The following is a 23,606-nucleotide window of genomic DNA, read 5'->3' as shown; positions in this document are numbered from 1 at the left end:
TGACGTTTCATCCCTTGAACCCCCGGCTTCCGTTGTGGAATCGGGGGATTTTTTTGCCCGGCTTTGTGCGGGTGGGGATGGCGTCGGTATCGGCCGTCGGCCCTGCCGACGGATCGCGTGCGCGGCACGCTCCTACAGGTTGGAGTCGGGTGACGGGGTTCGTTGTTCGCCGCAGCGTTGGGTGTCAACGAATGAAGTGCACCTTGCCGGTGTCGTCATTGCCCATGTAGATGCCGTACACCCCCGCCTGGCGCTCCTCGATGTAGCGTTCGAGGATTTGCCGGATCGCCGGGTAGTAGATGCATTCCCAGGGGATATCGTCCGGGGCGAAGAATTTCACCTGCAGGGTCTCGGGACCGTGCTCGCCGGTTTCCTCGATCACGCTGGCGCGGAAGATGATGTAGACCTCGCTGATCTTCGGCACGCTGAAGATGGAGTAGGGCGAGACGATGTCGGCGCGCACGCCGGTCTCTTCCCAGACTTCGCGCAGGGCTGCCTGTTCGGTGGTTTCGCCGTTTTCCATGAAACCGGCCGGCAGCGTCCAGGTACCCGGGCGCGGCGGGATGCCACGCTGGCAGAGCAGGTACTTGCCGTCGCGCTCGATGATGCAGCCGGCAATGACCTTGGGGTTCTCGTAGTGGATGTAGCCGCAGCCCGCGCAGATCAGGCGCTCATGGGTATCCCCCGGCGGGCAGTGGCGGCCGAGGCTGCCACTGCCGCAAGCGGGACAGAAGCGCGGGGCAGGCATGGCGTCAGCGGCCTATGCGCGGCTCTTTGAGCGCGATGGGGGTGGCGATGTCGCGCACGTTGCCGGCACCGTCCTGCTTGGAACGCAGGTAGTCCAGGGCGACCTTGGCGGCGGCGCGTACGTGGTCGACCGAGGCCTGGTGAGCCGCGACCGGGTCGCCGCTCTTGATCGCCTCGACCATGCGCTCCATTTCCTGGTTGCTGGCGGCGCGGCGGTTTTCCTGGGACACGGAGGTGGCCCGCAGGTAGCTGATGCGCGCCTGCAGCTGGCGCAGCTGGGTGGCGGCGGTGCGGTTGCCCGAGCCTTCGAGCAGCACGTCGTAGAAGCCCTGCACCGATTCGATCACCTGCTGCAGCTCGCCGTCTTCCAGCGCCTGGCGGTTCTCTTCCAGCGCGCGCTCCAGGTTGCGGATATCGCGGGCCTTGGCGTTCAAGGTGAAGAGCTGAACGATCAGGCCTTCGAGCACGCAGCGCAGCTCATAGATGTCGACCGCGTCTTCCAGGGTGATGATGGCGACGCGCGGACCCTTGGCATCGGCGAACTCCACCAGGCCCTCGGACTCCAGGTGGCGCAGGGCCTCGCGCACCGAAGTGCGGCTGACGCCCAGGCGATCGCACAGATCGCGCTCCACCAGGCGGTCGCCCGGCAGCAGCTGGAAGTTGAGGATGGCGCCGCGCAGCTTGTCGAGGACGATTTCGCGCAGGGTGACGGGGTTGCGATTGACCTTGAAGCTATCGTCGAGTGGCAAGCGTTTCATGGGGTCCGCTCTGTGTTCTGGCTGTCCATAGGAAGAACGATGGAGCACCTTCGGGCGCTCCATCGTCAAGTCGGGCCAGCAATCAACCACGTTCCTCGGCGTCGGCCTCGGCGAAGGCTTCGCGGGCGAGGCGGAAACTGTCCACCGCCGCGGGAACCCCGCAATAGATGCCGACCTGCAGGAGGATCTCGCGGATCTGCTCGCGGGATAACCCGTTACGCAGAGCGCCGCGCACGTGCAGCTTGAGTTCGTGGGGGCGGTTGAGTGCCGAAATCATCGCCAAGTTTATCATGCTGCGTTCCTTGAGCGATAAGCCGTCCCGGCCCCAGACGTGGCCCCAGCAGTACTCGGTGACCATCTCCTGGAGCGGGCGGGTGAAGTCGTCGGCGTTCTGGATCGACTTGTTCACGTAGGCCTCGCCCAGCACCTGGGTGCGGATCGCCAGGCCTTTCTCGTATTTGTCGTTGCTCATCGGTAGCTCCTTTCTATCCCTGTAGGAGCGAGCTTGCTCGCGACCCCGTCCAGCATCGGTGTCGCCGGGAAATCCGTTCGCGAGCAAGCTCGCTCCTACGAAAAGCACCAGCCCCTGGGCTGGAATAAAAAAGGCCGCTGCCGAGGGTGATGGCGAGCGGCCTTGGAAAGCGTCAGCTGGCTATCTCCGGCAGCGCGCCGAGCTTGCCGCGGTGATAGACCATCGGGGTGACCTCCTGCTCCGGCAGGATCAGGTTCTTCACCGCGCCGACGATGATCGCGTGGTCACCGCCGTCGTACTCGCGCCACAGCTCGCATTCGATGATCGCGGTGGCTTTGGTCAGCAGCGGGTTGCCCAGTTCGCTCAGGCGCCACTCGATGCCCTTGGCCTTCTCCTTGCCCTTCTTGGCGAAGGCGTAGGCCTCGGCCTGCTGGTCGGAGCACAGCAAGTGAATGGCGAACTGCTTGCTGTCACGCAGAATCGGGTAGGTGTCCGAGCCGTAGTTGGGGCAGAACAGCACCAGCGCCGGGTCGATCGACAGCGCGCTGAACGCGCTGGCGGTGATGCCGACGATCTCGCCATCGGCATCCAGGGTGGTGACCACGGTGACGCCGGACGGGAAGGAGCCCATCACTTCTTTGTAGATGCCAGGTTCGATCATCTCGTCGCTCCTCTTAGCGCATCACGAAGGGATCAGGCATGGGCGCTGGCGAGAGGTTGATCCACACCGTCTTCAGCTCGGTGTAGGCCAGCACCGAATCGATGCCGCTCTCGCGGCCGTAGCCGCTGTTGTGGAAGCCGCCGATGGGCGCCATGGCGGACACCGCGCGGTAGGTGTTGACCCAGATGATCCCGCTGCGAACGCCACGGGCCATGCGGTGGGCGCGGCCCAGGTCGCGGGTCCAGATGCCGGCGGCGAGGCCGAACTGGGAGTCGTTGGCCATCGCCAGCGCTTGCGCCTCGTCCTTGAAACGAATGACCGAGGCCACGGGGCCGAAGACTTCTTCCTGCATGATCTTCATCGAGTTGCTGTCGCACTCGAACAGGGTCGGTTCGTAGAACCAGCCTTCGGAGTCGATCGACGGACGCTTGCCGCCCAGGCGCAGGCGGGCGCCTTCGGCGAGGGCATCGGCGACCAGGCCTTCGACCACGGCGAGCTGCTGCGCGGTGGCCATGGGGCCCATCTCGCTCTGTTCGTCCTGCGGGTTGCCGATGCGGATGCGCTGGGCGCGCTCCACCAGGCGGGCGACGAACTCGTCGTAGATCTCGTCCTGCACCAGCAGGCGCGAGCCGGCGACGCAGCTCTGTCCGGAGGCGGCGTAGATGCCGGCCACGGCGCCGTTGATGGCGCTGTCGAGGTCGGCGTCGGCGAAGATGATGTTGGGTGATTTGCCACCCAGCTCCAGCGATAGCTTGGCGAAGTTCTCCGCGCTACTGCGCACCACGTGGCGCGCGGTGGCGGCACCGCCGGTGAAGGCGATCTTACGTACCAGCGGGTGGCGGGTGAGCGCAGCGCCAGTGCTCGGACCGAAGCCGGTAACCACGTTGACCACGCCGGCCGGGAAACCGGCCTCGGTGGCCAGGCGGGCCAGTTCGAGGATGGTCGCCGAGGCGTGTTCCGAAGGCTTGAGCACAATGGTGTTGCCGGCGGCCAGGGCCGGGGCCAGCTTGATCGCGGTCAGGTACAGCGGGCTGTTCCACGGGATGATCCCGGCTACCACGCCCAGCGGCTCGTGCACGGTGTAGGCGAACAGGTCGGGCTTATCCAGCGGCAGGGTGCCGCCTTCGAGCTTGTCGGCCAGGCCCGCGGTGTAGTGGAAGAACTCCGGCAGATAGCCGACCTGGCCGCGGGTCTCGCGGATCAGCTTGCCGTTGTCACGGCTTTCCAGCTGCGCCAGGTGTTCCTTGTTCTCGGCGATCAGATCGCCCAGGCGGCGCAGCAGCTTGCCGCGGGCAGTGGCGGTGAGGCCACGCCAGGCCGGGTCGTTGAAGGCGCGCTGGGCGGCCTGCACGGCGCGCTCGACGTCGGCTTCATCGGCATCGGGGAGTTCGGCCCAGGCTTGCGCGCGGGCGGGGTCGAGGCTCTCGAAGGTCTTGCCGGAAACAGCGTCGACCCACTGGCCATCGATGAACATCTGGAAGCGTGCGAGGGTCATGCGACATTCCCCTGTACGTGATTCTTGGAAACCTGCGCCTGTTGCAGGAAGTCGAGCAGCATCTGGTTGACCAGCCGCGGCGACTCCACCGGCATCATGTGGCGCTGTTCGTCGAGCACCGTCACCTTGGCGCCCGGAATGCGTTCGGCGAGCTCGGTGGCCATCTTCGGCGTCGAGCCCGGGTCCAGCTCACCGGTGGCGACCAGGGTCGGCACCTTGATGCTGCCCAGGTCGTCCACGCGGTACATGTCCTGCGTGGCGAACAGGGTGTAAGTAGTCAGATAGCCCTGCGGATCGTTGCTGGCAAGGGTCTGGCGGATCGCGGCGATCTGCGCCGGATTGGCGGCCTGGTACTCGCGGCTGAACCAGCGCGACAGGGCGGCCTCGGCGTTGGCGTCCGGGCCGTGTTCGGCGGCCTGGCGGGTCCGCTCGATCACGCCGGCGCGCTGTTCGGCGCTGCGGTTGAACACGCTGTTCAACACCACAAGGCCGTCCAGGCGCTCGGGGTAGTGCAGGGCGAAGGCCCGCGCCACCAGACCACCCATGGAGAAACCGATAACCGTGGCACTGGTCACGCCCAGGTGGTCGAGCAGCTCGCGCAGCTGGTCGGCGTAACCGACCAGTCCACAGTCCGGCTGCGGCAGCTGACTCGCGCCATGGCCAAGCATGTCATAGGCGATGACCTGGAAATGCGGGGCCAGACCGACGATCTGGCCGCCCCACATTTCCTTGTTCAGGCCGACGCCGTGGATCAGTACCACGGGGTGGCCCTGGCCGGTCGCCAGGTAACTGGTGCCGGCCGGTGTGCGTTCAGCGGTGAGCCGAATCATGGAGCGCTCCTGCACGGTGTGGATCACTGAGCCTGTTCGGCGGCCAGTTCTTCCAGGTCGATGTAACGGTTGCCGATGCGCGGGTGCAGACGGCCACCGTCGGCGGCGCCCAGGACCACGACGATCTCGTCGGCGCGCGGCGAATCTTCGATCTGCATTTCCAGGGTGATGTAGTGCGAACGCAGGCCTTCGTCGTCCTTGTGCATCATCGGGATCTGGATCGAGGTGCCCGGCCCGCCGCGCTTGTTGGTGAAGCTCAGGTAGCTCTTGGCGTCCACGGCCTGGCGGTAGTGGTTGCCGAAACGCAGGGTGTGGATGACGGCAGAAGCGTGCTCGATCTCGCCGTCGGCGCCGACCACGGCGGCCTTGCCGTAGGCCTGGATCTTGTCAGCGCCACCGATGGCGGCGGTCAGGCGCTCGACCATCAGCGCACCCAGCTCGGAGCAGTTGGCCTTGATCTCGGGCTTGAGGTCTTCGACGAAGCCGCGACCGGCCCACGGGTTCTTGATCACCACGGCCAGGCCGACCATGGTCACCGGGGTGTCGGTGGCCTTGCCGGCTTCGATGAAGGTCTGCTCGCTGTAGGTGACGATCTTGCGAATCTCGAAACTCATGGGTCGCTCCAGTTGTGACTTCGGCTGGGTTGGGGAAGGGATTCGGTATCATGGTATACCATAATACAGTTTGCGCAAGGCGTATTTGCCTAGGGGGCGGAGCGCCCGGAGCCAGCAGTGGCGGGCGGTGCGTGGAAGTGCGGGGAGGGCAGGCGACGGGCGGTCGCAGGGAAAAACCGCCGTTTCGGCGGCTTCGGCGGCGCGGTATCCTTGGCGCCATCAGCCGGCGCGCATGGCGCCGGAGCCTTGTTGGAGAGTCTTCGAGTATGAAACAGGAAATAGCCACCGTGACCGTCAGCGCCGAGCACTGGGGCCGCGAGGCCGAAGCGGTGGACAACGCCCGCGTGACGGTGACCCTTAGCGCGCCGCAGGAGGGTGTGATCGAGGTGAGCTTCAAGGGCCAGCTGGATGCGCCGGATGAGCCGACCCACGTCTGCGTGACGCTGGAGAACGGGCTCTCTTATTACGGAGAGATCCAGGGCGGTGAGGCGAACGCGGAGGGTGGGTCGATTCGCTTCGAAGGCGAGCTGATCGATCTGGAAGGCTTCTAATCCCGTCGTTTCGGCATTCGCGGGAGAGGGCCTGTCCGCGATCAGAGTTGCCACCCACACCGAAATCACACTGATGCACCAACGTAGGATGGCGTGGAGCGAAGCGATACCCATCGATTCTCGCGTACCGACAGCATGGGTATCGCAAGCTCCACCCATTCTACGTAAGCGCTCACCGGGGGGAACGGCACCAAGCGGTTCGCGAGCAAGCCCGCTCCTGCAGTGTGGTTCCGAGCCTGATCGGCTCGCCCAATAAAAAACCGGCCACATAGGCCGGTTTTTCAGTGTCTGTGGATAACCCTCACTGCTGCTGCGGGACCATCCCCTGGATGCGCTTGGCGAAGGCGTTCGCCAGCGGGCCGTCGGCGAGCAGCAGCAGGTAGTCGTGCTCGGACTTGGCCGCCGGGGCGATCTGGTATTTCAGGGTGCCCGAGGCCACCTGGCCGACCACCGGCACGGTCAGGGTGCCGACGCATTCGAGCACGCCGCTGTCCGGGTCCTTGTCGATGATGGCCACGTCCTTCAGCTCAGCCTTGCTCAGTGCGTCGGACTGCGCGGAAAGTGCGCCGGACAGGAAAATCTTCACCAACTGGTTCTTCACATCGTCCGAGCCGCAGACCTTGGCCTCGTTGCCTCCGCAGGCGCTCAGCAGCGCGGCAGTGGCCAGCACGGCTGACAATTTCAATACGTTCATCTATCCACCCTGTGGCGTTCCATGATGGCCATTGGATAGGAAAAGGCCGGAAAAATTCCCTGCCGACCACTCCCGTTTCGCTATCAAGTTGGCGAAACGGGAGAAGGACTGCGAGCCTTCAGACCACGAAGCGCGCCACCATTCCGTTCAGGTCCACGGCCAGACGCGACAGTTCCTGGCTCGCCGCGCTGGTCTGGGTAGCGCCGGCCGAGGTCTGGGTCGCCAGGTCGCGGATGTTCAGCAGGTTGCGGTCCACCTCGCGGGCGACCTGGGCCTGTTCCTCGGTGGCACTGGCGATCACCAGGTTGCGTTCGTTGATCAGCGACATGCGCTCGAGGATCACCTGCAACGACGCGCCGGCCTCGCCGGTGCGGCTGACGGTGCGTTCGGCGTGGGCGGTGCTGCTGAGCAGGGCGGTGACGGTACGGTCGCTGCCGTTCTGGATGGCCGAGACCAGTTCCTCGATCTCGCGGGTCGAGCTCTGGGTGCGCTGGGCCAGCGAGCGAACCTCATCGGCGACCACCGCGAAGCCACGCCCGGCCTCACCAGCGCGGGCAGCTTCGATGGCAGCGTTGAGCGCCAGCAGGTTGGTTTGCTCGGCGACGCTGCGGATCACCTCCAGCACCTTGCCGATGTCCTGCGCCTGGTTGGCCAGGACCTCGGCCTGCTGCGAGGCCTGGCTCACTTCACCGGCCAGGGTGCCGATGGCATTGGAGGTCTCGTCGACCCGCTCGCTGCCGCTGCGTGCGGCGTCGATGGCCTCGCGGGAGGCGGCGGAGGTCGAGGCGGCGTTGCTGGCCACTTCCTCCACGGCGCTGGTCATCTGGTTGACGGCGGTGGCGGCCATCTCGATCTGGTCGCTCTGCTGCTGCAGCGCGCGGCTGCTTTCCTCCATCACGCTGTGCATTTCCTCGGCGGCGGAAGCCAGCTGGCTGGCCGAGTTGCCGATGCCGCGGATGGTCTCGCGCAGGCTGTTCTGCATGTCCGCCAGGGCGTTGAGCAGTTGCGCCGGCTCGTCGCGGCCCTCGACCGTGAAGCGCTGGCTGAGGTCGCCGCTGGCGATGGTTTGCGCTACGCGCACCGCCTGGTTGAGCGGTACGACGATGCTGCGGGTGAGCTGCCAGGCCAGCAGCAGGGTCAGGCCGACGCTCAGCAGCAGGACCGCGCTGACCACCAGCCGGCCGCCCTGGTATTGCTCCACGGCGCGCTGGGCGGCGGCCGCTGCACCATTGCGGTTGAGATCGATCAGCGCGGTGAGGCGCTTGTTCAGTTCGGCACCCTGTTGGGCGATGCTGCCATTGAGGATGTGCAGCGCGCCTTCGTCGTCGTTCTGGCGGATCTTCTCCACCAGTTGGTCGACGTAGCCCAGGTAGCCATCCAGCGCCTGGCGCAGCTCGTCGGTGTGCTGCTGCTCCTCGGCGCTGAGGATCAGTCGGTGGTAGTCGGCGAGCACCTTGTCCTTGTCCTGCCGTGCCTCGGCGATCAGCCCCAGGCTGCGTTCGCGGGCGGCGCTGTCATGGTTGACCAGCAGGCGCATGGATTCCAGGCGGATGCGGGCGATGTCGCCCGACAGCTGGTTCATGTGGTTGATGCTCAGCAGCCAGTTGCTGTCGATCTCTTCGGATGCGGCGCGCAGGGTCGAGAGCTTGTACAGGGAGAACAACCCGAGAAACACCAGGAGCAGGCCCATGACTGCGAAACCCAGGGACGCGCGGCGGCCAATACTCATGCTTCTGAACATCGTGAAATTCCCTTTTCTTCATCCAGTGTGTGGAGCTCTTGGGCTCCGCCATGCGCAGTGATGGCTCCGTGATATTACTGGGCGCCATTTTTTCGCGGCAGTGGCAAAACAGGACTAGCAGACGAAAAACCTGTCCGCTTTTGATGAGGGGATCATTCAGACGAGCGTCAGCCAGGCCAGCACCGCGTAGCGCCCGACCTTGGCGACGGTGACCAGCAGCAGGAAGCGCCACAGTGGCTCGCGCATGACGCCGGCGATCAGCGTCAGCGGGTCGCCGATCACCGGCGCCCAGCTCAGCAGCAACGACCAGCAGCCGAAGCGCCGGTAGTGGCGCTGGGCTTTCTCCAGCGCCGCATCGCTCACCGGGAACCAGCGGCTGCCGTGCCAGCGCTCTATTCCGCGCCCCAGCAGCCAGTTCACCAGGGAGCCGAGCACGTTGCCCAGGCTCGCCGCCAGCAGCAGTGACCACAGCGGGTACTGGTCGCCCAGCAGCAGGCCGACCAGCACGGCTTCCGACTGCAGCGGCAGCAGGGTGGCGGCGACGAAGGCGGAGAGGAAGAGGCCGGCGTGGGCGGCCAGGGCGAGGCTGAGCATCGGGTCGATCGAGGGTGGTTAATGGGCTGGGAGAATGAGGAGGACCGGCGTACTAAAAATTCGGAATAAAGAGATGAGGTTCCGGTATGTCCAGATACTATATGTCCTATCTTGCTGAGGACTTGGTAGGAATTTACATTCGCGGCGACTGCGCGCCCGAGTGAAAAGTCCGTCGGCACGCCACAACTCTTCTGGGGAACGCTGTGAAGAACTGGACTCTACGCCAACGCATCCTGGCCAGCTTTGCCGTCGTCGTCGCGATCATGCTGCTGATGGTGGTGATTTCCTACACCCGTCTTCTGCGGGTGGAGCACAGCACGCAGCGGGTCAGCGAAGATGCCATGCCCGGCACCTACGCACTGACCACAGTGCGTTCGGCCTGGACCGACAGCATCCTGCTGACCCAGGTGCTGGTCGGCCTGAGTGACGGCAAGCCCTACGATGAAGCACGCCGGCAGGAGTTCCGCGTTATCCACGATGCACTGATCGAACGCATCGCGCTCTACGAGCGGACCGTCAACGATTCCCGTGACAAGGAAATTCTCGGCCGCTTCAAGCAGCAGGCGACCGAATACGATGCCCTGCTGGGGCAGGTCCTGCAGCTTTACACCACCGACCGTGACGGCGCCCGGCGCCTGCTGCTGGAACGTCTCGAACCCCTGTGGGAAAACGGTCGCAAGACGCTCAACCAGCTGATTTCACTGAACAAGGAAATCGCCGACGCGGCCGCCGCCGACATCGTCAGCGAGGTCGCCACCGCCAAGGCGATCATGCTCATCTCCCTGTTGCTGGCCATCGTCGCCGCAGCGGTCTGCGGGCTGCTGCTGATGCGCGCTATCACCGAGCCGGTGCGTCAGGTCGTGAAGGGCCTGCAGGTCATGGGCAGCGGTGATTTCACCACGCGCCTGGCGATGGAGCGCAATGACGAGTTCGCGGTGATCGAGACCGGCTTCAACGGCATGGCCGAGGAACTCAAGGGCCTGGTATCTCAGGCGCAGCGCTCAGCCATCCAGGTGACCACCTCGGTGACCGAGATCGCCGCCACCTCCAAGCAGCAACAGGCCACCGCCACCGAAACCGCCGCCACCACCACCGAGATCGGCGCCACCTCGCGGGAAATCGCCGCCACCTCGCGCGACCTGGTGCGCACCATGACCGAGGTGTCCTCGGCCGCCGAGCAGACTTCCACCCTGGCCGGCTCCGGCCAGCTGGGCCTGGCGCGCATGGAAGAGACCATGCACCACGTGATGGGTGCCGCCGAGTTGGTCAACGCGAAGCTGGCGATCCTCAACGAGCGCGCCGGCAACATCAACCAGGTGGTCACCACCATCGTCAAGGTGGCCGACCAGACCAACCTGCTCTCGCTCAACGCCGCCATCGAGGCGGAGAAGGCCGGCGAGTATGGACGTGGCTTCGCCGTGGTCGCCACCGAAGTGCGCCGCCTGGCCGACCAGACTGCCGTGGCCACCTACGACATCGAGCAGATGGTCCGCGAGATTCAGTCCGCCGTGTCTGCCGGCGTGATGGGCATGGACAAGTTCTCCGAGGAGGTGCGTCGCGGCATCTCGGAAGTCGGCCAGGTCGGCGAGCAGCTCTCGCAGATCATCCAGCAGGTGCAGGCGTTGGCGCCGCGCGTGCAGATGGTCAACGAAGGCATGCAGGCCCAGGCCACCGGCGCCGAGCAGATCAACCAGGCGCTGGTGCAGCTCGGCGAGGCCACCGGGCAGACCGTGGAATCCCTGCGCCAGGCCAGCTTCGCCATCGACGAGCTGAACCTCGTGGCCAACGGACTGCGTAATGGCGTCTCCCGCTTCAAGGTCTGACGCCGCCGCGGCGGGCAGGCTTTACCTGCAGTTCCGCCTGGGCGCGGACCGCTATGCGCTGGACGTCCATGACGTCATCGAGGTGCTGCCGGTGCCTGCGCTCAAGCGCGTGCCGGAAGCGCCGGCCTGGGTTGCCGGGCTGTTCCCGCACCGTGGCGAACTGCTGCCGGTGCTGGACATGAGCCAACTGGCCTTCGGGCACAGCGCGCCACGGCGCACCAGCACGCGCCTGGTGCTGGTGCATTACCGCGCCGCAGGCGAGGGCCCGGAGCAGCGCCTCGGGTTGATCCTCGAACAGGCGACCCACACTCTGCGTCGTGATCCGGCGGCCTTCCGCGACTACGAACTGGACAATGGCAGCGCCCGCTACCTCGGCCCCGTGCTGGAGGACGAGCAGGGCCTGCTGCAGCGCGTGGGCGTCGATCAGCTGCTCAGCGACGAAGCCCGCGCGCGCCTGCTGCGCGATTCCGGCGGGGCGCCGGCATGACCGATCCGCGCTTCGCCCAGTTGCTCAAGGAACGCATCGGCCTGGATGCCGAGTCGGTCGGCGACGCCGTGATCGAGCGCGCCGTGCGCCAGCGCTGCAACAAGGTCAGCGGTGGCAACGCCGAACATTACTGGATGCAGCTACAAGGTTCTGCCGAGGAAGTGCAGGCGCTGATCGAGGCGGTGATAGTCCCGGAAACCTGGTTCTTCCGTTACCCTGAATCCTTCGGCGCGCTGGCGGACCTCGCGTCCCGGCGAGTGCTGGAGCTGGCCGGCACCCGGCCGCTGCGCATCCTCAGTCTGCCGTGCTCCACCGGTGAGGAACCGTACTCCATCATCATGGCGTTGCTGGATGCGGGGCTCGCCCCAGCCGCCTTCCAGGTCGACGCGCTGGACGTCAGCCGCGCGGTACTGGAGCGGGCGGAGGAGGGGCGCTACGGGCGCAACTCGTTCCGTGGCTCCAACCTGGCATTCCGTGACCGCTACTTCAGCGCCGACGGCAACGATTACCAACTGGCCGAGGCGGTGCGCCGCAAGGTCCGCTTCCGCGTCGGCAACCTGCTCGCGCCGGGTCTTCTGGCTGGCGAAGCACCCTATGACTACGTGTTCTGCCGCAACCTGCTGATCTATTTCGACCGCCCGACCCAGGAGCAGGTGGTGGACGTGCTGCGCCGGCTCGCGCGGCCCGACGGCGTGCTGTTCATCGGCCCGGCCGAGGCCAGCCTGATGTCGCGTATCGGCCTGCGTCCGCTGGGTGTGCCGCAGTCCTTCGCCTTCCCATTGCAGGATGCCGAGCCGGCGCCGCGTGCGGCTCCGCTGAACTGGACGGCGCCCCCGCCGATTCCCCGCCCGGCTCCGCCCAAGCCCGCACCGGTGCGCCCGCGTCCGGCGAGCCAGCCCGGACAGCCGCCCGCAGCTGCCGCCGGCAACGCGCTGGAGGAGATCGCCCGGCTGGCCAATTCCGGGCAGGCCGCCGAAGCGCGCCAACGCTGCGAGGCGCTGCTGGCCGAGAAGGGCCCGAACGCCGAAGCCTTCTACTGGCTCGGCCTGCTGGCCGACGCCCAGGGCCTGGGCAGCGAGGCCCAGGCGTACTACCGCAAGGCCCTGTATCTGCAACCCGATCACCAGGAAAGCCTGCAACACCTGGCCGCGCTGCTCGCGGCCCAGGGCGATGCAGCCGGCGCCCGCCGTCTGCAGGAGCGCGCCGCGCGAGGAGTGAAGCGCAATGGTTGAACGCGGCCCGTCTTACATCGATGGCTCATCCATCGGCGATGACCTGCCGACGGTGGACGACTGCTGGAACCGCATCGGCGTGCGCGGCGACCGCAGCTGCCCGAAGCTGGCCGAGCACATTCATTGCCGTAACTGTCCGGTGCATGCCGCCGCGGCCATCAGCCTGCTGGACCGCTACGCGCTGGGCAGCGAAGGCGCACACCTGGCTCCCGTCGAAGTCGCCGAAGCGGTGGTCGAGGAAGGCCGTCCGCACCTGATCTTCCGCCTTGGCGAGGAATGGCTGGGCTTGCCCACCCGAGCGCTGGCCGAGGTCGCTCCGGCCTGCGGAGTGCATTCATTGCCGCATCAGCGCTCGCCGGCGCTGCTGGGCGTGGCCAACGTGCGCGGCACGCTGGTGGCGTGCATTTCCCTGGGGGAACTGCTCGGTCTCGACAGCCGCGCGGCCGCCCGCGACGACGCCCGCATCGTGCCGCGCATGCTGATCCTGGCGGCGGTCGGCGGGCCGATCATCTCGCCGGTGGATGAAGTGGACGGCATCCACGAGCTGGACGAGAAGGCCATCGTCGAAGCCTCGTCCCAGAGTCACGCCGCCAACGATCGCTTCACCCGTGGGGTGATGCAGTGGCGCAACCGCAGCATCCGCCTGCTCGACCAGGAAGCCCTGCTCGACGCCGCCACCCGGAGCCTCGCATGACCCCGGACCAGATGAAGGACGCGTCGATGCTGGAGCTGTTCCGCCTGGAGGCGGAGGCCCAGACGCAGGTGCTGGTTCATGGGCTGATGGCGCTGGAGCGCAACCCGACCCAGGCCGACCAGCTCGAAGCCTGCATGCGCGCCGCGCACTCGCTCAAGGGCGCTGCGCGCATCGTCGGCCTCGATGCCGGCGTGCAGGTCGCCCACGTCATGGAGGATTGCCTGGTTGGCGCCCAGGAAGGCCGCCTGCTGCTGACCTCCGGGCATATCGACGCGCTGCTGGCCGGCACCGATATCCTCCTGCATATCGCCGACGCCCAGCCCGAGCGTGCCGAACAGGCCCAGCAAGGCGTGCCGGCCATGGTCGAACGCCTGCAGGCGCTGGTTTCCGGAAAGGCCCCGGCGCAGCCGGCACCGTCTGTTCCAGTGCCCGCCGAGCCCTCACCGGTAACTGTCGAACCGCCCGCGCCGGCTCCCGCCGAACGCCCCCAGCGCCGCCGCTCCAGCGACAGCGATGAAGCCGGCGAACGCGTGCTGCGAGTGACCGCCGAGCGCCTCAACCAACTGCTCGACTACTCCAGCAAGTCGCTGGTGGAATCCCAGCGCCTGAAGCCGCTGCTCGATTCTCTGCAGCGCCTCAAGCGCATCCAGGCCAGCGCCAGCCGTGTGCTCGACGGCGCCCGCGATGCCGCCAGCACGGCGAATCTCGACGCCGAGGCGCAGGCCTATCTGGCCGACGCGCGGCGACTGGTCGGTGAGTGCCAGCAACTGCTCAGCGAGCAGATCGCCGAGCTCGACGAATTCAGTTTCAAGGCCGGCCAGCGCGCCCAGTCGCTTTACGACACCGCGCTGTCCTGCCGCATGCGGCCGTTCTCCGACGTGCTCTCCGGGCAGGCGCGGATGGTCCGCGACCTCGGTCGCTCGCTGGGCAAGACCGTGAACCTGGACATCCAGGGCGCCACCACCCAGGTGGACCGCGACGTGCTGGAGAAGCTCGAAGCGCCGCTCACCCACCTGCTGCGCAATGCCGTCGACCACGGTATCGAGTCCGCCGAAGTGCGCGCCCGCAACGGCAAGCCGGAGGAGGGCACGATCCAGCTGCTGGCCCGCCATCACGCCGGCATGTTGGTGCTGGAACTGCAGGATGACGGCGGCGGTGTCGATCTCGACCGCCTGCGCTCGGCCATCGTGCGCCGCCAGCTGTCCACCGAGGAAACCGTGGCGCGCCTCACCGAGGAAGAGCTGCTGAGCTTCCTGTTCCTGCCCGGCTTCAGCATGCGCGAGCAGGTCACCGAAGTGTCCGGCCGTGGCGTCGGCCTGGACGCCGTGCAGCACATGGTGCGCCAGCTGCGCGGCGGCATCCGCATGGAACAGGTGCGCGGGCAGGGCGCGCGTTTCCACCTGGAAGTGCCGCTGACGCTGTCCGTGGTGCGCAGCCTGGTCGTCAGCATTGGCGGTGAAGCCTATGCCTTCCCACTGGCGCACATTGAGCGCATGCGCCGTCTGGCGCCGGACGAGATCGTCCAGCTCGAAGGCCGCCAGCAGTTCTGGCACGAGGGCCGGCATGTCGGCCTGGTGTCCGCCAGCCAGCTGTTGCAGCGCCCCGACGGCGAAGCCACGCCCGACGAGATTCCGGTAGTGGTCATCCGCGAACGGGAAAGCGCCTACGGCGTGGCGGTGGAGAAATTCATCGGCGAGCGCACCCTGGTGGTGGTGCCGCTGGATGCCCGGCTGGGCAAGGTGCAGGACGTCTCCGCCGGCGCGCTGCTGGACGACGGCACGCCGGTGCTGATCCTCGACGTCGAGGACATGCTGCGCTCGGTGGAAAAACTCCTGGCCACCGGTCGCCTGGAACGCATCGATCCCACCGGTCGCCTTACCGGCCCGGCGCGCAAGCGCGTGCTGGTGGTGGACGACTCGCTCACCGTGCGTGAACTGGAACGCAAGCTGCTGCTGGGGCGCGGCTATGATGTCGCCGTGGCGGTCGATGGCATGGACGGCTGGAACGCGCTGCGCTCGGAGCATTTCGACCTGGTCATCACCGACATCGACATGCCGCGCATGGACGGTATCGAGCTGGTGACCCTGATCCGCCGCGACACCCGCCTGCAGTCGCTGCCGGTGATGGTGGTGTCCTACAAGGACCGCGAAGAAGACCGGCGGCGCGGGCTCGATGCCGGCGCCGACTATTATCTGGCCAAGGCCAGCTTCCACGACGAGGCCCTGCTGGATGCGGTGGTCGATCTGATCGGAGGAGCCCACGGGTGAAGATAGGGATAGTCAACGACATGCCCCTGGCGGTCGAGGCGATGCGCCGCGCGCTGGCTTTCGAGCCGGCGCACCGCATCGTCTGGGTCGCCGCCAACGGCGCGGAGGCACTGGAGATGTGCGCCGCGCACAAGCCCGACGTGATCCTCATGGACCTGCTGATGCCGGTGATGGATGGCGTCGAGGCGACCCGCCGGATCATGGCCCAGAGCCCCTGCGCGATCATCGTCGTGACGGTGGACCTGGAGCGCAACATGAGCCGCGTGTTCGACGCCATGGGCAATGGCGCGGTGGACGCGGTGAACACGCCGGTCATGGGCACCGGCGACCCCGCTGAAGCGGCACGTCCACTGCTGCGCAAGCTGCAGAACCTGGCCTGGCTCAACGCCCCGCGTGACAGCCGGCCGGCCATCAACGCAGTGCCGGCGCGCAAGGGCAGCGGCGCGCGCAAGCTGATCGCCATCGGCTCTTCGGCCGGCGGCCCGGCGGCGCTGGCTGACCTGTTCGCCCGCCTGCCGGAAGATTTCCCCGCCGCCATCGTGGTCGTCCAGCACGTCGACGAAGTCTTCGCCGCCGGCATGGCCGAATGGCTCTCGACCCAGTCGAAGATTCCCGTGCGCCTGGCGCGCAACGGCGAGCCGCCGCAGCCGGGCTGCGTGCTGCTGGCCGGCACCAACCACCATATCCGCCTGCTCAAGGGCGGCGAGCTGGCCTATACCGCCGAGCCCAGCAGCCACATCTACCGGCCCTCGATCGACGTGTTCTTCGACAGCGTGGTCGAGTACTGGGTGGGCGACGCCGTCGGCGTGCTGCTCACCGGCATGGGCCGGGACGGCGCCGAGGGCCTGAAACACATGCGCGAACGAGGTTACCTGACCCTGGCCCAGGATCAGGAAAGCAGTGCCGTGTACGGTATGCCCAAGGCTGCGGCGGCGATCGGCGCCGCAGTGGAGATTCGCGCGCTGGGCGACATCGCCCGACGACTCGCTGAGGTCTGCGCCTGAGCGCGGGCTACGGAGCTGATTGCATGAACCCCCTATCCATGAACTCAAGCCAGAGTGACTACCCCGTGACGACCCCAGGCGATACAGCAGTCATGGTGCTGCTGGTGGACGACCAGCCAATGATCGGCGAAGCCGTGCGCCGCGCGCTGGCGGACGACCCCAGCATCGACTTCCACTTCTGCTCCGATCCGCACCAGGCCATCGCCCTGGCGATCCAGATCAAGCCCACGGTGATCCTCCAGGACCTGGTGATGCCCGGCGCCGACGGTCTTTCGCTGGTGCGTGAGTACCGCGCCAATCCGGCGACCCGCGACCTGCCGATCATCGTCCTGTCGACCAAGGAAGACCCGGCGGTGAAGAGCGCGGCGTTCAGTGCCGGCGCCAACGATTACCTGGTCAAGCTGCCCGACGCCATCGAACTGATCGCGCGGGTGCGCTACCACTCGCGCTCCTACCTCGCCCTGCAGCAGCGCGACGAGGCCTACCGCGCCCTGCGCGAGAGCCAGCAGCAGCTGCTGGAAACCAACCTGGTGCTGCAGCGCCTGATGAACTCCGACGGCCTCACCGGGCTGTCCAACCGCCGGCACTTCGACGAGTACCTGGAAATGGAGTGGCGCCGCGCCCTGCGCGAGCAGACCCAGCTGTCGATCCTGCTGATCGACGTGGACCACTTCAAGGCCTACAACGATACCTTCGGCCACGTACAGGGCGACGAGGCGCTGCGCCAGGTGGCCGGGGCCATCCGCGCCAGCGCCAGCCGCCCCTCTGACCTGCCGGCGCGCTACGGCGGCGAGGAGTTCGTCATGGTCCTGCCCAACACCTCGCCCGGCGGCGCGCGACTGCTGGCGGAGAAGCTGCGGCGCCTGGTGCAGGACCTGAACATCCGCCACGAGCTGCCGACACCGGGTTCGTCGCTGACCATCAGCATCGGCGTGGCGACCCTGATCCCCCAGGCCGGGCAGGCCTGTCGCCAGCTCATCGAACTGGCCGACCAGGCGCTCTACAACGCCAAGCACGGCGGGCGCAACCAGGTGGCCATCGCCGGCTGAAAGGGCGGGGAGGGCGCGGAAACGGTGAGCGTGCTTTGTCGTAAAGCCTGAAAGGGCGACAAAAAATCACGTATACTTGCCGGCTTTTCTACGCCCTTTACCCGTGAGAGATGCCCGCCATGGAAATCCAACCGATCCTCAACAGCATCAAGGACCTCTCCGACCGTACCCATTCGATTCGGGGGTATCTTTGACTACGATCTGAAACATGATCGTCTGATCGAAGTAAACCGCGAACTGGAAGACCCGGCGGTCTGGAACAAGCCCGAATACGCCCAGAACCTGGGCCGCGAGCGCGCCATGCTGGCGCAGATCGTCGAGACCCTCGACGAGCTCACCGGCGGTCTGGCCGACTCCCGCGACCTGCTCGACATGGCGGTCGAGGAGAATGACGAGGGCGCCGTCGGCGACGTCGAGGCTGAAGTCCAGCGCCTGCGCGAAATCCTCGAGAAGCTCGAGTTCCGCCGCATGTTCAGCGGCGAGATGGACCCCAACAACGCCTACCTGGACATCCAGGCCGGCTCTGGCGGCACCGAAGCCCAGGACTGGGCCAACATGCTGCTGCGCATGTACCTGCGCTGGGCGGACAAGAACGGCTTCAGCGCCGAGATCGTCGAGCTGTCCGAGGGTGAAGTCGCCGGCATCAAGGGCGCCACCGTGCACATCAAGGGCGAGTACGCCTTCGGCTGGCTGCGCACCGAGATCGGCGTGCACCGTCTGGTGCGCAAGAGCCCGTTTGACTCCGGCAACCGTCGGCACACCTCGTTCACCGCGGTGTTCGTGTCGCCGGAAATCGACGACAACATCGAGATCGAGATCAACCCGGCCGACCTGCGCATCGACACCTACCGCTCCTCCGGCGCGGGCGGTCAGCATGTGAACACCACCGACTCCGCGGTGCGTATCACCCACGTGCCGACCAACACCGTGGTGGCGTGCCAGAACGAGCGCTCCCAGCACGCCAACAAGGACACCGCCATGAAAATGCTGCGGGCCCGGTTGTACGAGCAGGAGATGCAGAAGCGCACCGCCGCCTCGCAGGCGCTGGAAGACACCAAGTCCGATATCGGCTGGGGTCACCAGATCCGTTCCTACGTGCTCGACCAGTCGCGCATCAAGGACCTGCGTACCGGCGTGGAACGCAGCGATTGCGACAAGGTGCTCGACGGCGACCTGAACGAGTATCTGGAAGCCAGCCTGAAACAAGGCCTGTAACAGCACCCCCTGCGGGGCGGGCCGCGCGGCCCGGCCCCGCCAGTAACCCCTATTGATCAAGACGCCAGGCAGATAGACGACCATGAGCGACCAACAACTCGACGCTACCGAACTGCAACAGGAAGAAAACAAGCTGATCGCCCAGCGCAAGGAAAAGCTTGCCGCCGTGCGTGAAGCCAAGGCCATTGCCTTCCCCAATGACTTCCGCCGCGAGAACTACTTCGCGGACCTGCAGAAACAGTACGAAACCGCGACCAAGGAAGAGCTGGAAGCAGCTGCCATCCCGGTCAAGGTTGCCGGTCGCATCATGCTCAACCGCGGCTCCTTCATCGTCCTGCAGGACAGCAGCGGCCGTCTGCAGGTCTACGTGAACCGCAAGACCCTGCCCGAAGAGACCCTGGCCGAGATCAAGACCTGGGACCTGGGCGACATCATCGGTGCCGAAGGCACCCTGGCCCGCTCGGGCAAGGGCGACCTGTACGTCGAGATGACCAACGTGCGCCTGCTGACCAAATCCCTGCGCCCGCTGCCGGACAAGCACCACGGCCTGACCGACACCGAGCAGCGCTACCGCCAGCGCTACGTCGACCTGATCGTCAACGAGGAAACCCGCCACACCTTCCGCGTGCGTTCCCAGGTCATCGCCCATATCCGTCGCTTCCTGTCCGATCGCGGCTTCCTCGAAGTGGAAACCCCGATGCTGCAGACCATCCCAGGCGGCGCGGCGGCCAAGCCCTTTGAAACCCACCACAACGCGCTGGACATGGCCATGTTCCTGCGTATCGCCCCGGAGCTGTACCTCAAGCGCCTGGTGGTCGGGGGCTTCGAGAAGGTCTTCGAGATCAACCGCAACTTCCGTAACGAAGGCGTCTCGACCCGGCACAACCCCGAGTTCACCATGCTCGAGTTCTACCAGGCCTACGCCGACTACGAAGACAACATGGACCTGACCGAAGAGCTGTTCCGCGAGCTGGCCCAGGCCGTGCTCGGCAGCACCGACGTGCCGTATGGCGACAAGGTCTTCCACTTCGGCGAGCCGTTCGCCCGCCTGTCCGTGTTCGACGCCATCCTCAAGTACAACCCGGAGCTCACCGCGGCTGACCTGACCGACCTGGAGAAGGCCCGCGCCATCGCCAAGAAGGCCGGCGCCAAGGTCCTCGGCCACGAAGGCCTGGGCAAGCTGCAGGTGATGATTTTCGAAGAGCTGGTCGAGCACAAGCTGGAGCAGCCGCACTTCATCACCCAGTACCCGTTCGAAGTGTCTCCGCTGGCCCGCCGCAACGACAACGACCCGAGCGTCACCGACCGCTTCGAGCTGTTTATCGGTGGCCGCGAGATCGCCAACGCCTACTCCGAACTCAACGACGCCGAAGACCAGGCCGAGCGCTTCATGCTGCAGGTCAAGGAGAAGGACGCCGGTGACGACGAGGCGATGCACTACGACGCCGACTTCGTCAACGCCCTCGAATACGGCATGCCGCCCACCGCCGGTGAAGGCATCGGCATCGACCGCCTGGTGATGCTGCTGACCAACTCGCCGTCGATCCGTGACGTCATCCTCTTCCCGCACATGCGCCCGCAGGCGTAAGCGCAGGAACAGGAGAGAAAGGCCGCCCTCGGGCGGCCTTTTTTCGTTTCCGCACCCGACAGCTTTTCGTAGGAGCGAGCAAGTTCGCACCTACGAACGGATGGAAACTTGCGGTATACCATCCGACGAAATGCATGTCATTTGCGTGGCTCGGCCACGCTGTGGCACGTCTCACTCCCAGGCCTGATTCCCAGCCGCCTGCTCTGCCTCGCGGCCCGTTCCGTGCGCCGGTGTCGCAGCTGCAAAGCGGCAATTGTTTTCCCACAGAAAAGCTCGAACAATGAGCCATCAGGCCGCGCCGCCGGAGGTAATGCCAGTGACCCAAGTGTCCCCGCGAGACAGCGCAGCGCAAGTCGCCAGCGCCATCGCAGAAAGTGTCAAATACCAGGGCCGCAAGGCCAGCCGCCAGGGCAGCGAGCAGCGCCGCCAGGCGATCCTCGACGCCGCCCTGCGGATCATCGTGCGTGATGGCGTCCGCGCCGTGCGCCACCGTGCCGTGGCCGCCGAGGCCGGTGTGCCGCTATCGGCCACCACCTACTACTTCAAGGACATCCAGGACCTCATCACCGACACCTTCGCGCTCTTCGTCGAACGCAGCGCCGAAGCCCTGTCGACCTTCTGGACCAGCGTCGAGGGCGACCTCCAGGCCATGGCCGCCGGCCTCGGCCAGGACGACCCGCAGGCTCGCCGCGAGCTGACGGCCAATATCGTCGAGCTGGCGATCCAGTACGTCATGGTCCAGCTCAACGAGCGCCGCGAGCACCTGCTGGCCGAACAGGCCTTCCGCCAGGAAGCGCTGCTCAACCCCAGCCTCAGCGATCTGGCACAGCGTCACCGGCGGATTCTTTCCCTGGGCGTGGTGCATTTCTTCGAAGTGCTCGGTTCCAGACAGCCCGAGCAGGATGCCCGGGTGTTGACGGCCATCATCCTGCAGATGGAGTATCAGGGCCTGCTGGACGGGGCCGACCACCTGCAGATCGAGGAAATGCGTGCCATCCTTAGCCGCTATCTCGACCTGGTGATGGGCCTGTAGCCCCGGCTACTGCATTCCAACCCCGCCATCCGGCGGGGTTTTCGTGTCGGAACTCCGGACGCCCTTGCGCATCGCATGCAAAGGCATCCGGACCTAAGGAGGGCGTGATGAAAGTCTGGCGTGCACTGCTGCTGTTGAGCATCGGCCTGCTCAGTGGCTGTCTGGTGACGTTCAAGGACCCGATTCCGGCCAATGAGCCCGCGCCGGCTCACCTGCTGGGCCAGTGGTCGCGTGTGGACGAGTACGGCGAGGAGCAGTTCCTCGAAGTCACCCGCTCCGGATCCAATCTCTACCGCGCTCTGAGCTACGTCGACAGCAAGGACAACACTGACAGCGTCGAGGACTTCGGCTTCACCGTCGCCCACCACGGCAAGCGCTGGTACCTGTCGGCCGGTTTGCCGAAGAGCATGGGCGGCAACTTCGCCCTGGCCGGCTTCGAGATCACCGACAAGGACGAACTGGTGATCTATAACCTGGATGTCGAGCACATCCTGCAGGACATGAAGGAAGGCGCGCTCAAGGGCGAGAAGGTCGATACCGAACAGGGTGCCGGCGCGCTGGTGACCAGCCAGTTGCCCCAGGTCATCGCCTACCTCAACGATCCGGCCAACTCCGACGTGTTCATCGAAGCGCTGCGCTTTTCGCGCGTGACCCCGGGAGAAAAGCAATGACCCCACGGCGCAAGAAGTCCACGCCCAACGAGTACCAGCAGATCATCCGCGGCCTGTCCGACCGCATCGTCGAGGCGCAGACACCGATCCGCGTGCTCGACGCCATCAAGTGGGACGACGGCGTCCGCGACGACTTCCTCAAGGGCCGCGGCAAGCACGCGCCCAAGGTCGACCGCGCCTACTACGACAGCCGCCCGCTGTCCTTCGACAGCAGCGCGAAAAAGCAGGAATTCCAGAACATCGAGCGCGACATCACCCGCCACCTGGGGCAGTTCAATCCGGTCGGGCAGATCATGCGGCGCATGTGCAAGGAGTACCGCATGGTCATCCGCATGCTCGAAGCGCGCGGCACCCAGGACTTCGGCCTGATCTCCCAGGAGCTCTACGGCTCGGCCTCCGACGCCTTCCATGCCGGCGACCCGACCCTGGCAGACCTCGGCCTGATGCTCTCGGACTACCTGAACAACATCGCCGACCGCGGCGACCTCAAGGACGAACCCAAGACCCTCACCGCCAGCGACGCGGTGAAGATGCTGCAGGAGCGCCTGAACAAGGTGTTCGACGGTAAGGAAGACACCATCCGCGTCTTCGAGTCCGACGGCATCGTCGCCGACGCTGCGGCCGGCGCCGACTACATCAAGGTGCGCGCCGACGCCATGTTCAACGAGCGCGACGTGCGCGCGCTGGAAGTCCATGAAGGCCTGGTGCACGTCGGCACCACGCTCAACGGCCTCAACCAGCCGATCTGCACCTTCCTCGCCAAGGGGCCGCCGTCCTCCACGGTGACCCAGGAAGGCCTGGCGATCCTGATGGAAGTGATCGCCTTCGCCTCCTACCCGACGCGCCTGCGCAAGCTCACCAACCGCACCCGCGCCATCCACATGGCCGAGGAGGGGGCGGATTTCCTCGAGGTGTTCCAGTTCTACCGCGAGCAGAACTACAGCGTGGAGAGCAGCTACCAGAACGCCAGCCGCGTGTTCCGTGGCTCGACCCCGGTCGGCCTGCCGTTCACCAAGGACCTGTCGTACCTCAAGGGCTTCATCCTGATCTACAACTACATCCAGCTCGCCGTGCGCAAGGGCAAGCTGGAGCAGATCCCGCTGCTGTTCTGCGGCAAGGCCACCCTGGAAGACATGCGCACCCTGCGCCAGCTGGTGGACGAGGGCCTGGTGGTGCCGCCCAAGTACCTGCCGCCGCAGTTCCGCGACCTCAACGCACTGTCGGCGTGGATGTGCTTCTCCAACTTCCTCAACCACCTCAGCCTCGACCGCATCGAGGCGGATTACGCCAATATCCTTTGACCGCCATGCGTTCAAAACGGGCCTCGGTCGTAGGATGGCGTGGAGCGAAGCGATACCCATCGATATTTCGGCGCTGCCGGGTGAT

At 66.1% G+C, this 23,606-nt stretch carries 23 protein-coding genes; 13 read left to right on the top strand and 10 right to left on the bottom strand.

All coding sequences use genetic code 11. The features are described 5' to 3' along the window. Nucleotides 1-184 precede the first annotated feature (184 nt). The 7 genes from IB256_RS22845 to IB256_RS22815 all read right to left on the bottom strand — a co-directional run bounded on the left by IB256_RS22845 (nucleotide 185) and on the right by IB256_RS22815 (nucleotide 5,577). Nucleotides 185-748, bottom strand: coding sequence for an NUDIX hydrolase (locus IB256_RS22845; protein ID WP_192404157.1), 564 nt, complete (start codon nucleotides 746-748; stop codon nucleotides 185-187). A gap of 4 nt (nucleotides 749-752) precedes the next feature. After that, entirely contained in the window at nucleotides 753-1,505 is a 753-nt protein-coding gene (locus IB256_RS22840; protein WP_081517812.1) for a GntR family transcriptional regulator, read from the bottom strand. Between the two features lie 82 nt (nucleotides 1,506-1,587). Next, nucleotides 1,588-1,977, bottom strand: coding sequence for a carboxymuconolactone decarboxylase family protein (locus IB256_RS22835; protein ID WP_081517813.1), 390 nt, complete (start codon nucleotides 1,975-1,977; stop codon nucleotides 1,588-1,590). A 172-nt stretch (nucleotides 1,978-2,149) separates the two neighbouring features. Further along, nucleotides 2,150-2,638 (bottom strand): flavin reductase family protein, encoded by a 489-nt coding sequence (locus IB256_RS22830; RefSeq protein ID WP_192289468.1) that lies wholly within the window; start codon nucleotides 2,636-2,638, stop codon nucleotides 2,150-2,152. A 13-nt stretch (nucleotides 2,639-2,651) separates the two neighbouring features. Beyond that, nucleotides 2,652-4,133 carry an aldehyde dehydrogenase gene (locus tag IB256_RS22825; RefSeq protein ID WP_192289466.1) on the bottom strand — a complete coding sequence of 494 codons (1,482 nt, stop codon included), beginning with the start codon at nucleotides 4,131-4,133 and terminating at the stop codon, nucleotides 2,652-2,654. Beyond that, entirely contained in the window at nucleotides 4,130-4,963 is an 834-nt protein-coding gene (locus IB256_RS22820) for an alpha/beta fold hydrolase (protein WP_081517816.1), read from the bottom strand. The genes IB256_RS22825 and IB256_RS22820 overlap by 4 nt, the downstream gene beginning before the upstream one ends. 23 nt (nucleotides 4,964-4,986) lie before the next feature. Then, nucleotides 4,987-5,577, bottom strand: coding sequence for an amino acid synthesis family protein (locus IB256_RS22815; RefSeq protein ID WP_192289464.1), 591 nt, complete (start codon nucleotides 5,575-5,577; stop codon nucleotides 4,987-4,989). A gap of 266 nt (nucleotides 5,578-5,843) precedes the next feature. On the opposite strand from IB256_RS22815, the gene IB256_RS22810 reads away from it, so the two are divergent. Continuing rightward, complete coding sequence (locus tag IB256_RS22810; RefSeq protein ID WP_081517818.1) at nucleotides 5,844-6,128, top strand: hypothetical protein; 285 nt, start codon at nucleotides 5,844-5,846, stop codon at nucleotides 6,126-6,128. A 301-nt stretch (nucleotides 6,129-6,429) separates the two neighbouring features. Here IB256_RS22810 and IB256_RS22805 read toward each other — a convergent pair whose 3' ends face one another. From IB256_RS22805 to IB256_RS22795, 3 genes are all read right to left on the bottom strand, one after another. Beyond that, nucleotides 6,430-6,822 (bottom strand): hypothetical protein, encoded by a 393-nt coding sequence (locus tag IB256_RS22805; protein WP_192289462.1) that lies wholly within the window; start codon nucleotides 6,820-6,822, stop codon nucleotides 6,430-6,432. Between the two features lie 118 nt (nucleotides 6,823-6,940). Beyond that, a complete protein-coding gene (locus IB256_RS22800) occupies nucleotides 6,941-8,563 on the bottom strand; it encodes a methyl-accepting chemotaxis protein (RefSeq protein ID WP_192404155.1) in 1,623 nt (540 codons plus the stop codon). A gap of 156 nt (nucleotides 8,564-8,719) precedes the next feature. Beyond that, a complete protein-coding gene (locus tag IB256_RS22795; protein ID WP_192224887.1) occupies nucleotides 8,720-9,157 on the bottom strand; it encodes a YqaA family protein in 438 nt (145 codons plus the stop codon). A gap of 203 nt (nucleotides 9,158-9,360) precedes the next feature. Here IB256_RS22795 and IB256_RS22790 point away from each other — a divergent pair, with 203 nt between their 5' ends. The 12 genes from IB256_RS22790 (at nucleotide 9,361) to IB256_RS22735 (ending at nucleotide 23,521) form a co-directional block, all read left to right on the top strand. Next, entirely contained in the window at nucleotides 9,361-10,980 is a 1,620-nt protein-coding gene (locus IB256_RS22790) for a methyl-accepting chemotaxis protein (RefSeq protein ID WP_192404153.1), read from the top strand. Then, nucleotides 10,955-11,467, top strand: a complete 513-nt coding sequence (locus tag IB256_RS22785) for a chemotaxis protein CheW (RefSeq protein ID WP_192289456.1) — start codon at nucleotides 10,955-10,957, stop codon at nucleotides 11,465-11,467. The genes IB256_RS22790 and IB256_RS22785 overlap by 26 nt, the downstream gene beginning before the upstream one ends. Beyond that, a complete protein-coding gene (locus IB256_RS22780) occupies nucleotides 11,464-12,699 on the top strand; it encodes a CheR family methyltransferase (RefSeq protein WP_192289454.1) in 1,236 nt (411 codons plus the stop codon). Before IB256_RS22785 ends, IB256_RS22780 begins: the two co-directional genes overlap by 4 nt. Next, entirely contained in the window at nucleotides 12,692-13,393 is a 702-nt protein-coding gene (locus tag IB256_RS22775) for a chemotaxis protein CheW (RefSeq protein ID WP_192289452.1), read from the top strand. The genes IB256_RS22780 and IB256_RS22775 overlap by 8 nt, the downstream gene beginning before the upstream one ends. Then, nucleotides 13,390-15,660: a hybrid sensor histidine kinase/response regulator gene (locus IB256_RS22770; RefSeq protein ID WP_192404152.1), complete on the top strand. Its 2,271-nt coding sequence runs from the start codon at nucleotides 13,390-13,392 to the stop codon at nucleotides 15,658-15,660. The genes IB256_RS22775 and IB256_RS22770 overlap by 4 nt, the downstream gene beginning before the upstream one ends. Beyond that, nucleotides 15,657-16,664 carry a chemotaxis response regulator protein-glutamate methylesterase gene (locus tag IB256_RS22765; RefSeq protein ID WP_081517827.1) on the top strand — a complete coding sequence of 336 codons (1,008 nt, stop codon included), beginning with the start codon at nucleotides 15,657-15,659 and terminating at the stop codon, nucleotides 16,662-16,664. The genes IB256_RS22770 and IB256_RS22765 overlap by 4 nt, the downstream gene beginning before the upstream one ends. A gap of 38 nt (nucleotides 16,665-16,702) precedes the next feature. Then, nucleotides 16,703-17,713, top strand: a complete 1,011-nt coding sequence (locus IB256_RS22760) for a response regulator (RefSeq protein WP_139791560.1) — start codon at nucleotides 16,703-16,705, stop codon at nucleotides 17,711-17,713. 119 nt (nucleotides 17,714-17,832) lie between these two features. Next, a protein-coding gene (prfB, locus tag IB256_RS22755) for a peptide chain release factor 2 (protein WP_138212621.1) occupies nucleotides 17,833-18,928 on the top strand; the annotation gives its coding sequence in 2 pieces (ribosomal slippage) (nucleotides 17,833-17,904 and nucleotides 17,906-18,928; 1,095 coding nt in all). Between the two features lie 82 nt (nucleotides 18,929-19,010). Continuing rightward, nucleotides 19,011-20,516 carry a lysine--tRNA ligase gene (gene lysS / locus IB256_RS22750; RefSeq protein WP_081517829.1) on the top strand — a complete coding sequence of 502 codons (1,506 nt, stop codon included), beginning with the start codon at nucleotides 19,011-19,013 and terminating at the stop codon, nucleotides 20,514-20,516. A gap of 316 nt (nucleotides 20,517-20,832) precedes the next feature. Continuing rightward, the gene (locus IB256_RS22745; protein WP_138212622.1) at nucleotides 20,833-21,549 is read left to right on the top strand and encodes a TetR/AcrR family transcriptional regulator; all 717 of its coding nucleotides are present in this window, start codon (nucleotides 20,833-20,835) and stop codon (nucleotides 21,547-21,549) included. A 107-nt stretch (nucleotides 21,550-21,656) separates the two neighbouring features. Continuing rightward, complete coding sequence (locus tag IB256_RS22740; RefSeq protein WP_138212623.1) at nucleotides 21,657-22,220, top strand: hypothetical protein; 564 nt, start codon at nucleotides 21,657-21,659, stop codon at nucleotides 22,218-22,220. Further along, nucleotides 22,217-23,521, top strand: a complete 1,305-nt coding sequence (locus IB256_RS22735; protein WP_138212624.1) for a flavohemoglobin expression-modulating QEGLA motif protein — start codon at nucleotides 22,217-22,219, stop codon at nucleotides 23,519-23,521. Before IB256_RS22740 ends, IB256_RS22735 begins: the two co-directional genes overlap by 4 nt. Nucleotides 23,522-23,606: the final 85 nt, after the last annotated feature.

The organism is Pseudomonas sp. PDM17, from assembly GCF_014851985.1.
GTDB lineage: Bacteria > Pseudomonadota > Gammaproteobacteria > Pseudomonadales > Pseudomonadaceae > Pseudomonas.
This window is presented reverse-complemented; position numbering and strand designations above follow the sequence as displayed.

Coding starts and splice junctions, on each gene's coding strand:
- IB256_RS22845 (WP_192404157.1), bottom strand. CDS start 748: ATGCCTGCCCCGCGCTTCTGTCCCGCTTGCGGCAGTGGCAGCCTCGGC.
- IB256_RS22840 (WP_081517812.1), bottom strand. CDS start 1,505: ATGAAACGCTTGCCACTCGACGATAGCTTCAAGGTCAATCGCAACCCC.
- IB256_RS22835 (WP_081517813.1), bottom strand. CDS start 1,977: ATGAGCAACGACAAATACGAGAAAGGCCTGGCGATCCGCACCCAGGTG.
- IB256_RS22830 (WP_192289468.1), bottom strand. CDS start 2,638: ATGATCGAACCTGGCATCTACAAAGAAGTGATGGGCTCCTTCCCGTCC.
- IB256_RS22825 (WP_192289466.1), bottom strand. CDS start 4,133: ATGACCCTCGCACGCTTCCAGATGTTCATCGATGGCCAGTGGGTCGAC.
- IB256_RS22820 (WP_081517816.1), bottom strand. CDS start 4,963: ATGATTCGGCTCACCGCTGAACGCACACCGGCCGGCACCAGTTACCTG.
- IB256_RS22815 (WP_192289464.1), bottom strand. CDS start 5,577: ATGAGTTTCGAGATTCGCAAGATCGTCACCTACAGCGAGCAGACCTTC.
- IB256_RS22810 (WP_081517818.1), top strand. CDS start 5,844: ATGAAACAGGAAATAGCCACCGTGACCGTCAGCGCCGAGCACTGGGGC.
- IB256_RS22805 (WP_192289462.1), bottom strand. CDS start 6,822: ATGAACGTATTGAAATTGTCAGCCGTGCTGGCCACTGCCGCGCTGCTG.
- IB256_RS22800 (WP_192404155.1), bottom strand. CDS start 8,563: ATGTTCAGAAGCATGAGTATTGGCCGCCGCGCGTCCCTGGGTTTCGCA.
- IB256_RS22795 (WP_192224887.1), bottom strand. CDS start 9,157: ATGCTCAGCCTCGCCCTGGCCGCCCACGCCGGCCTCTTCCTCTCCGCC.
- IB256_RS22785 (WP_192289456.1), top strand. CDS start 10,955: ATGGCGTCTCCCGCTTCAAGGTCTGACGCCGCCGCGGCGGGCAGGCTT.
- IB256_RS22780 (WP_192289454.1), top strand. CDS start 11,464: ATGACCGATCCGCGCTTCGCCCAGTTGCTCAAGGAACGCATCGGCCTG.
- IB256_RS22775 (WP_192289452.1), top strand. CDS start 12,692: ATGGTTGAACGCGGCCCGTCTTACATCGATGGCTCATCCATCGGCGAT.
- IB256_RS22770 (WP_192404152.1), top strand. CDS start 13,390: ATGACCCCGGACCAGATGAAGGACGCGTCGATGCTGGAGCTGTTCCGC.
- IB256_RS22760 (WP_139791560.1), top strand. CDS start 16,703: ATGAACTCAAGCCAGAGTGACTACCCCGTGACGACCCCAGGCGATACA.
- lysS (WP_081517829.1), top strand. CDS start 19,011: ATGAGCGACCAACAACTCGACGCTACCGAACTGCAACAGGAAGAAAAC.
- IB256_RS22740 (WP_138212623.1), top strand. CDS start 21,657: ATGAAAGTCTGGCGTGCACTGCTGCTGTTGAGCATCGGCCTGCTCAGT.
- IB256_RS22735 (WP_138212624.1), top strand. CDS start 22,217: ATGACCCCACGGCGCAAGAAGTCCACGCCCAACGAGTACCAGCAGATC.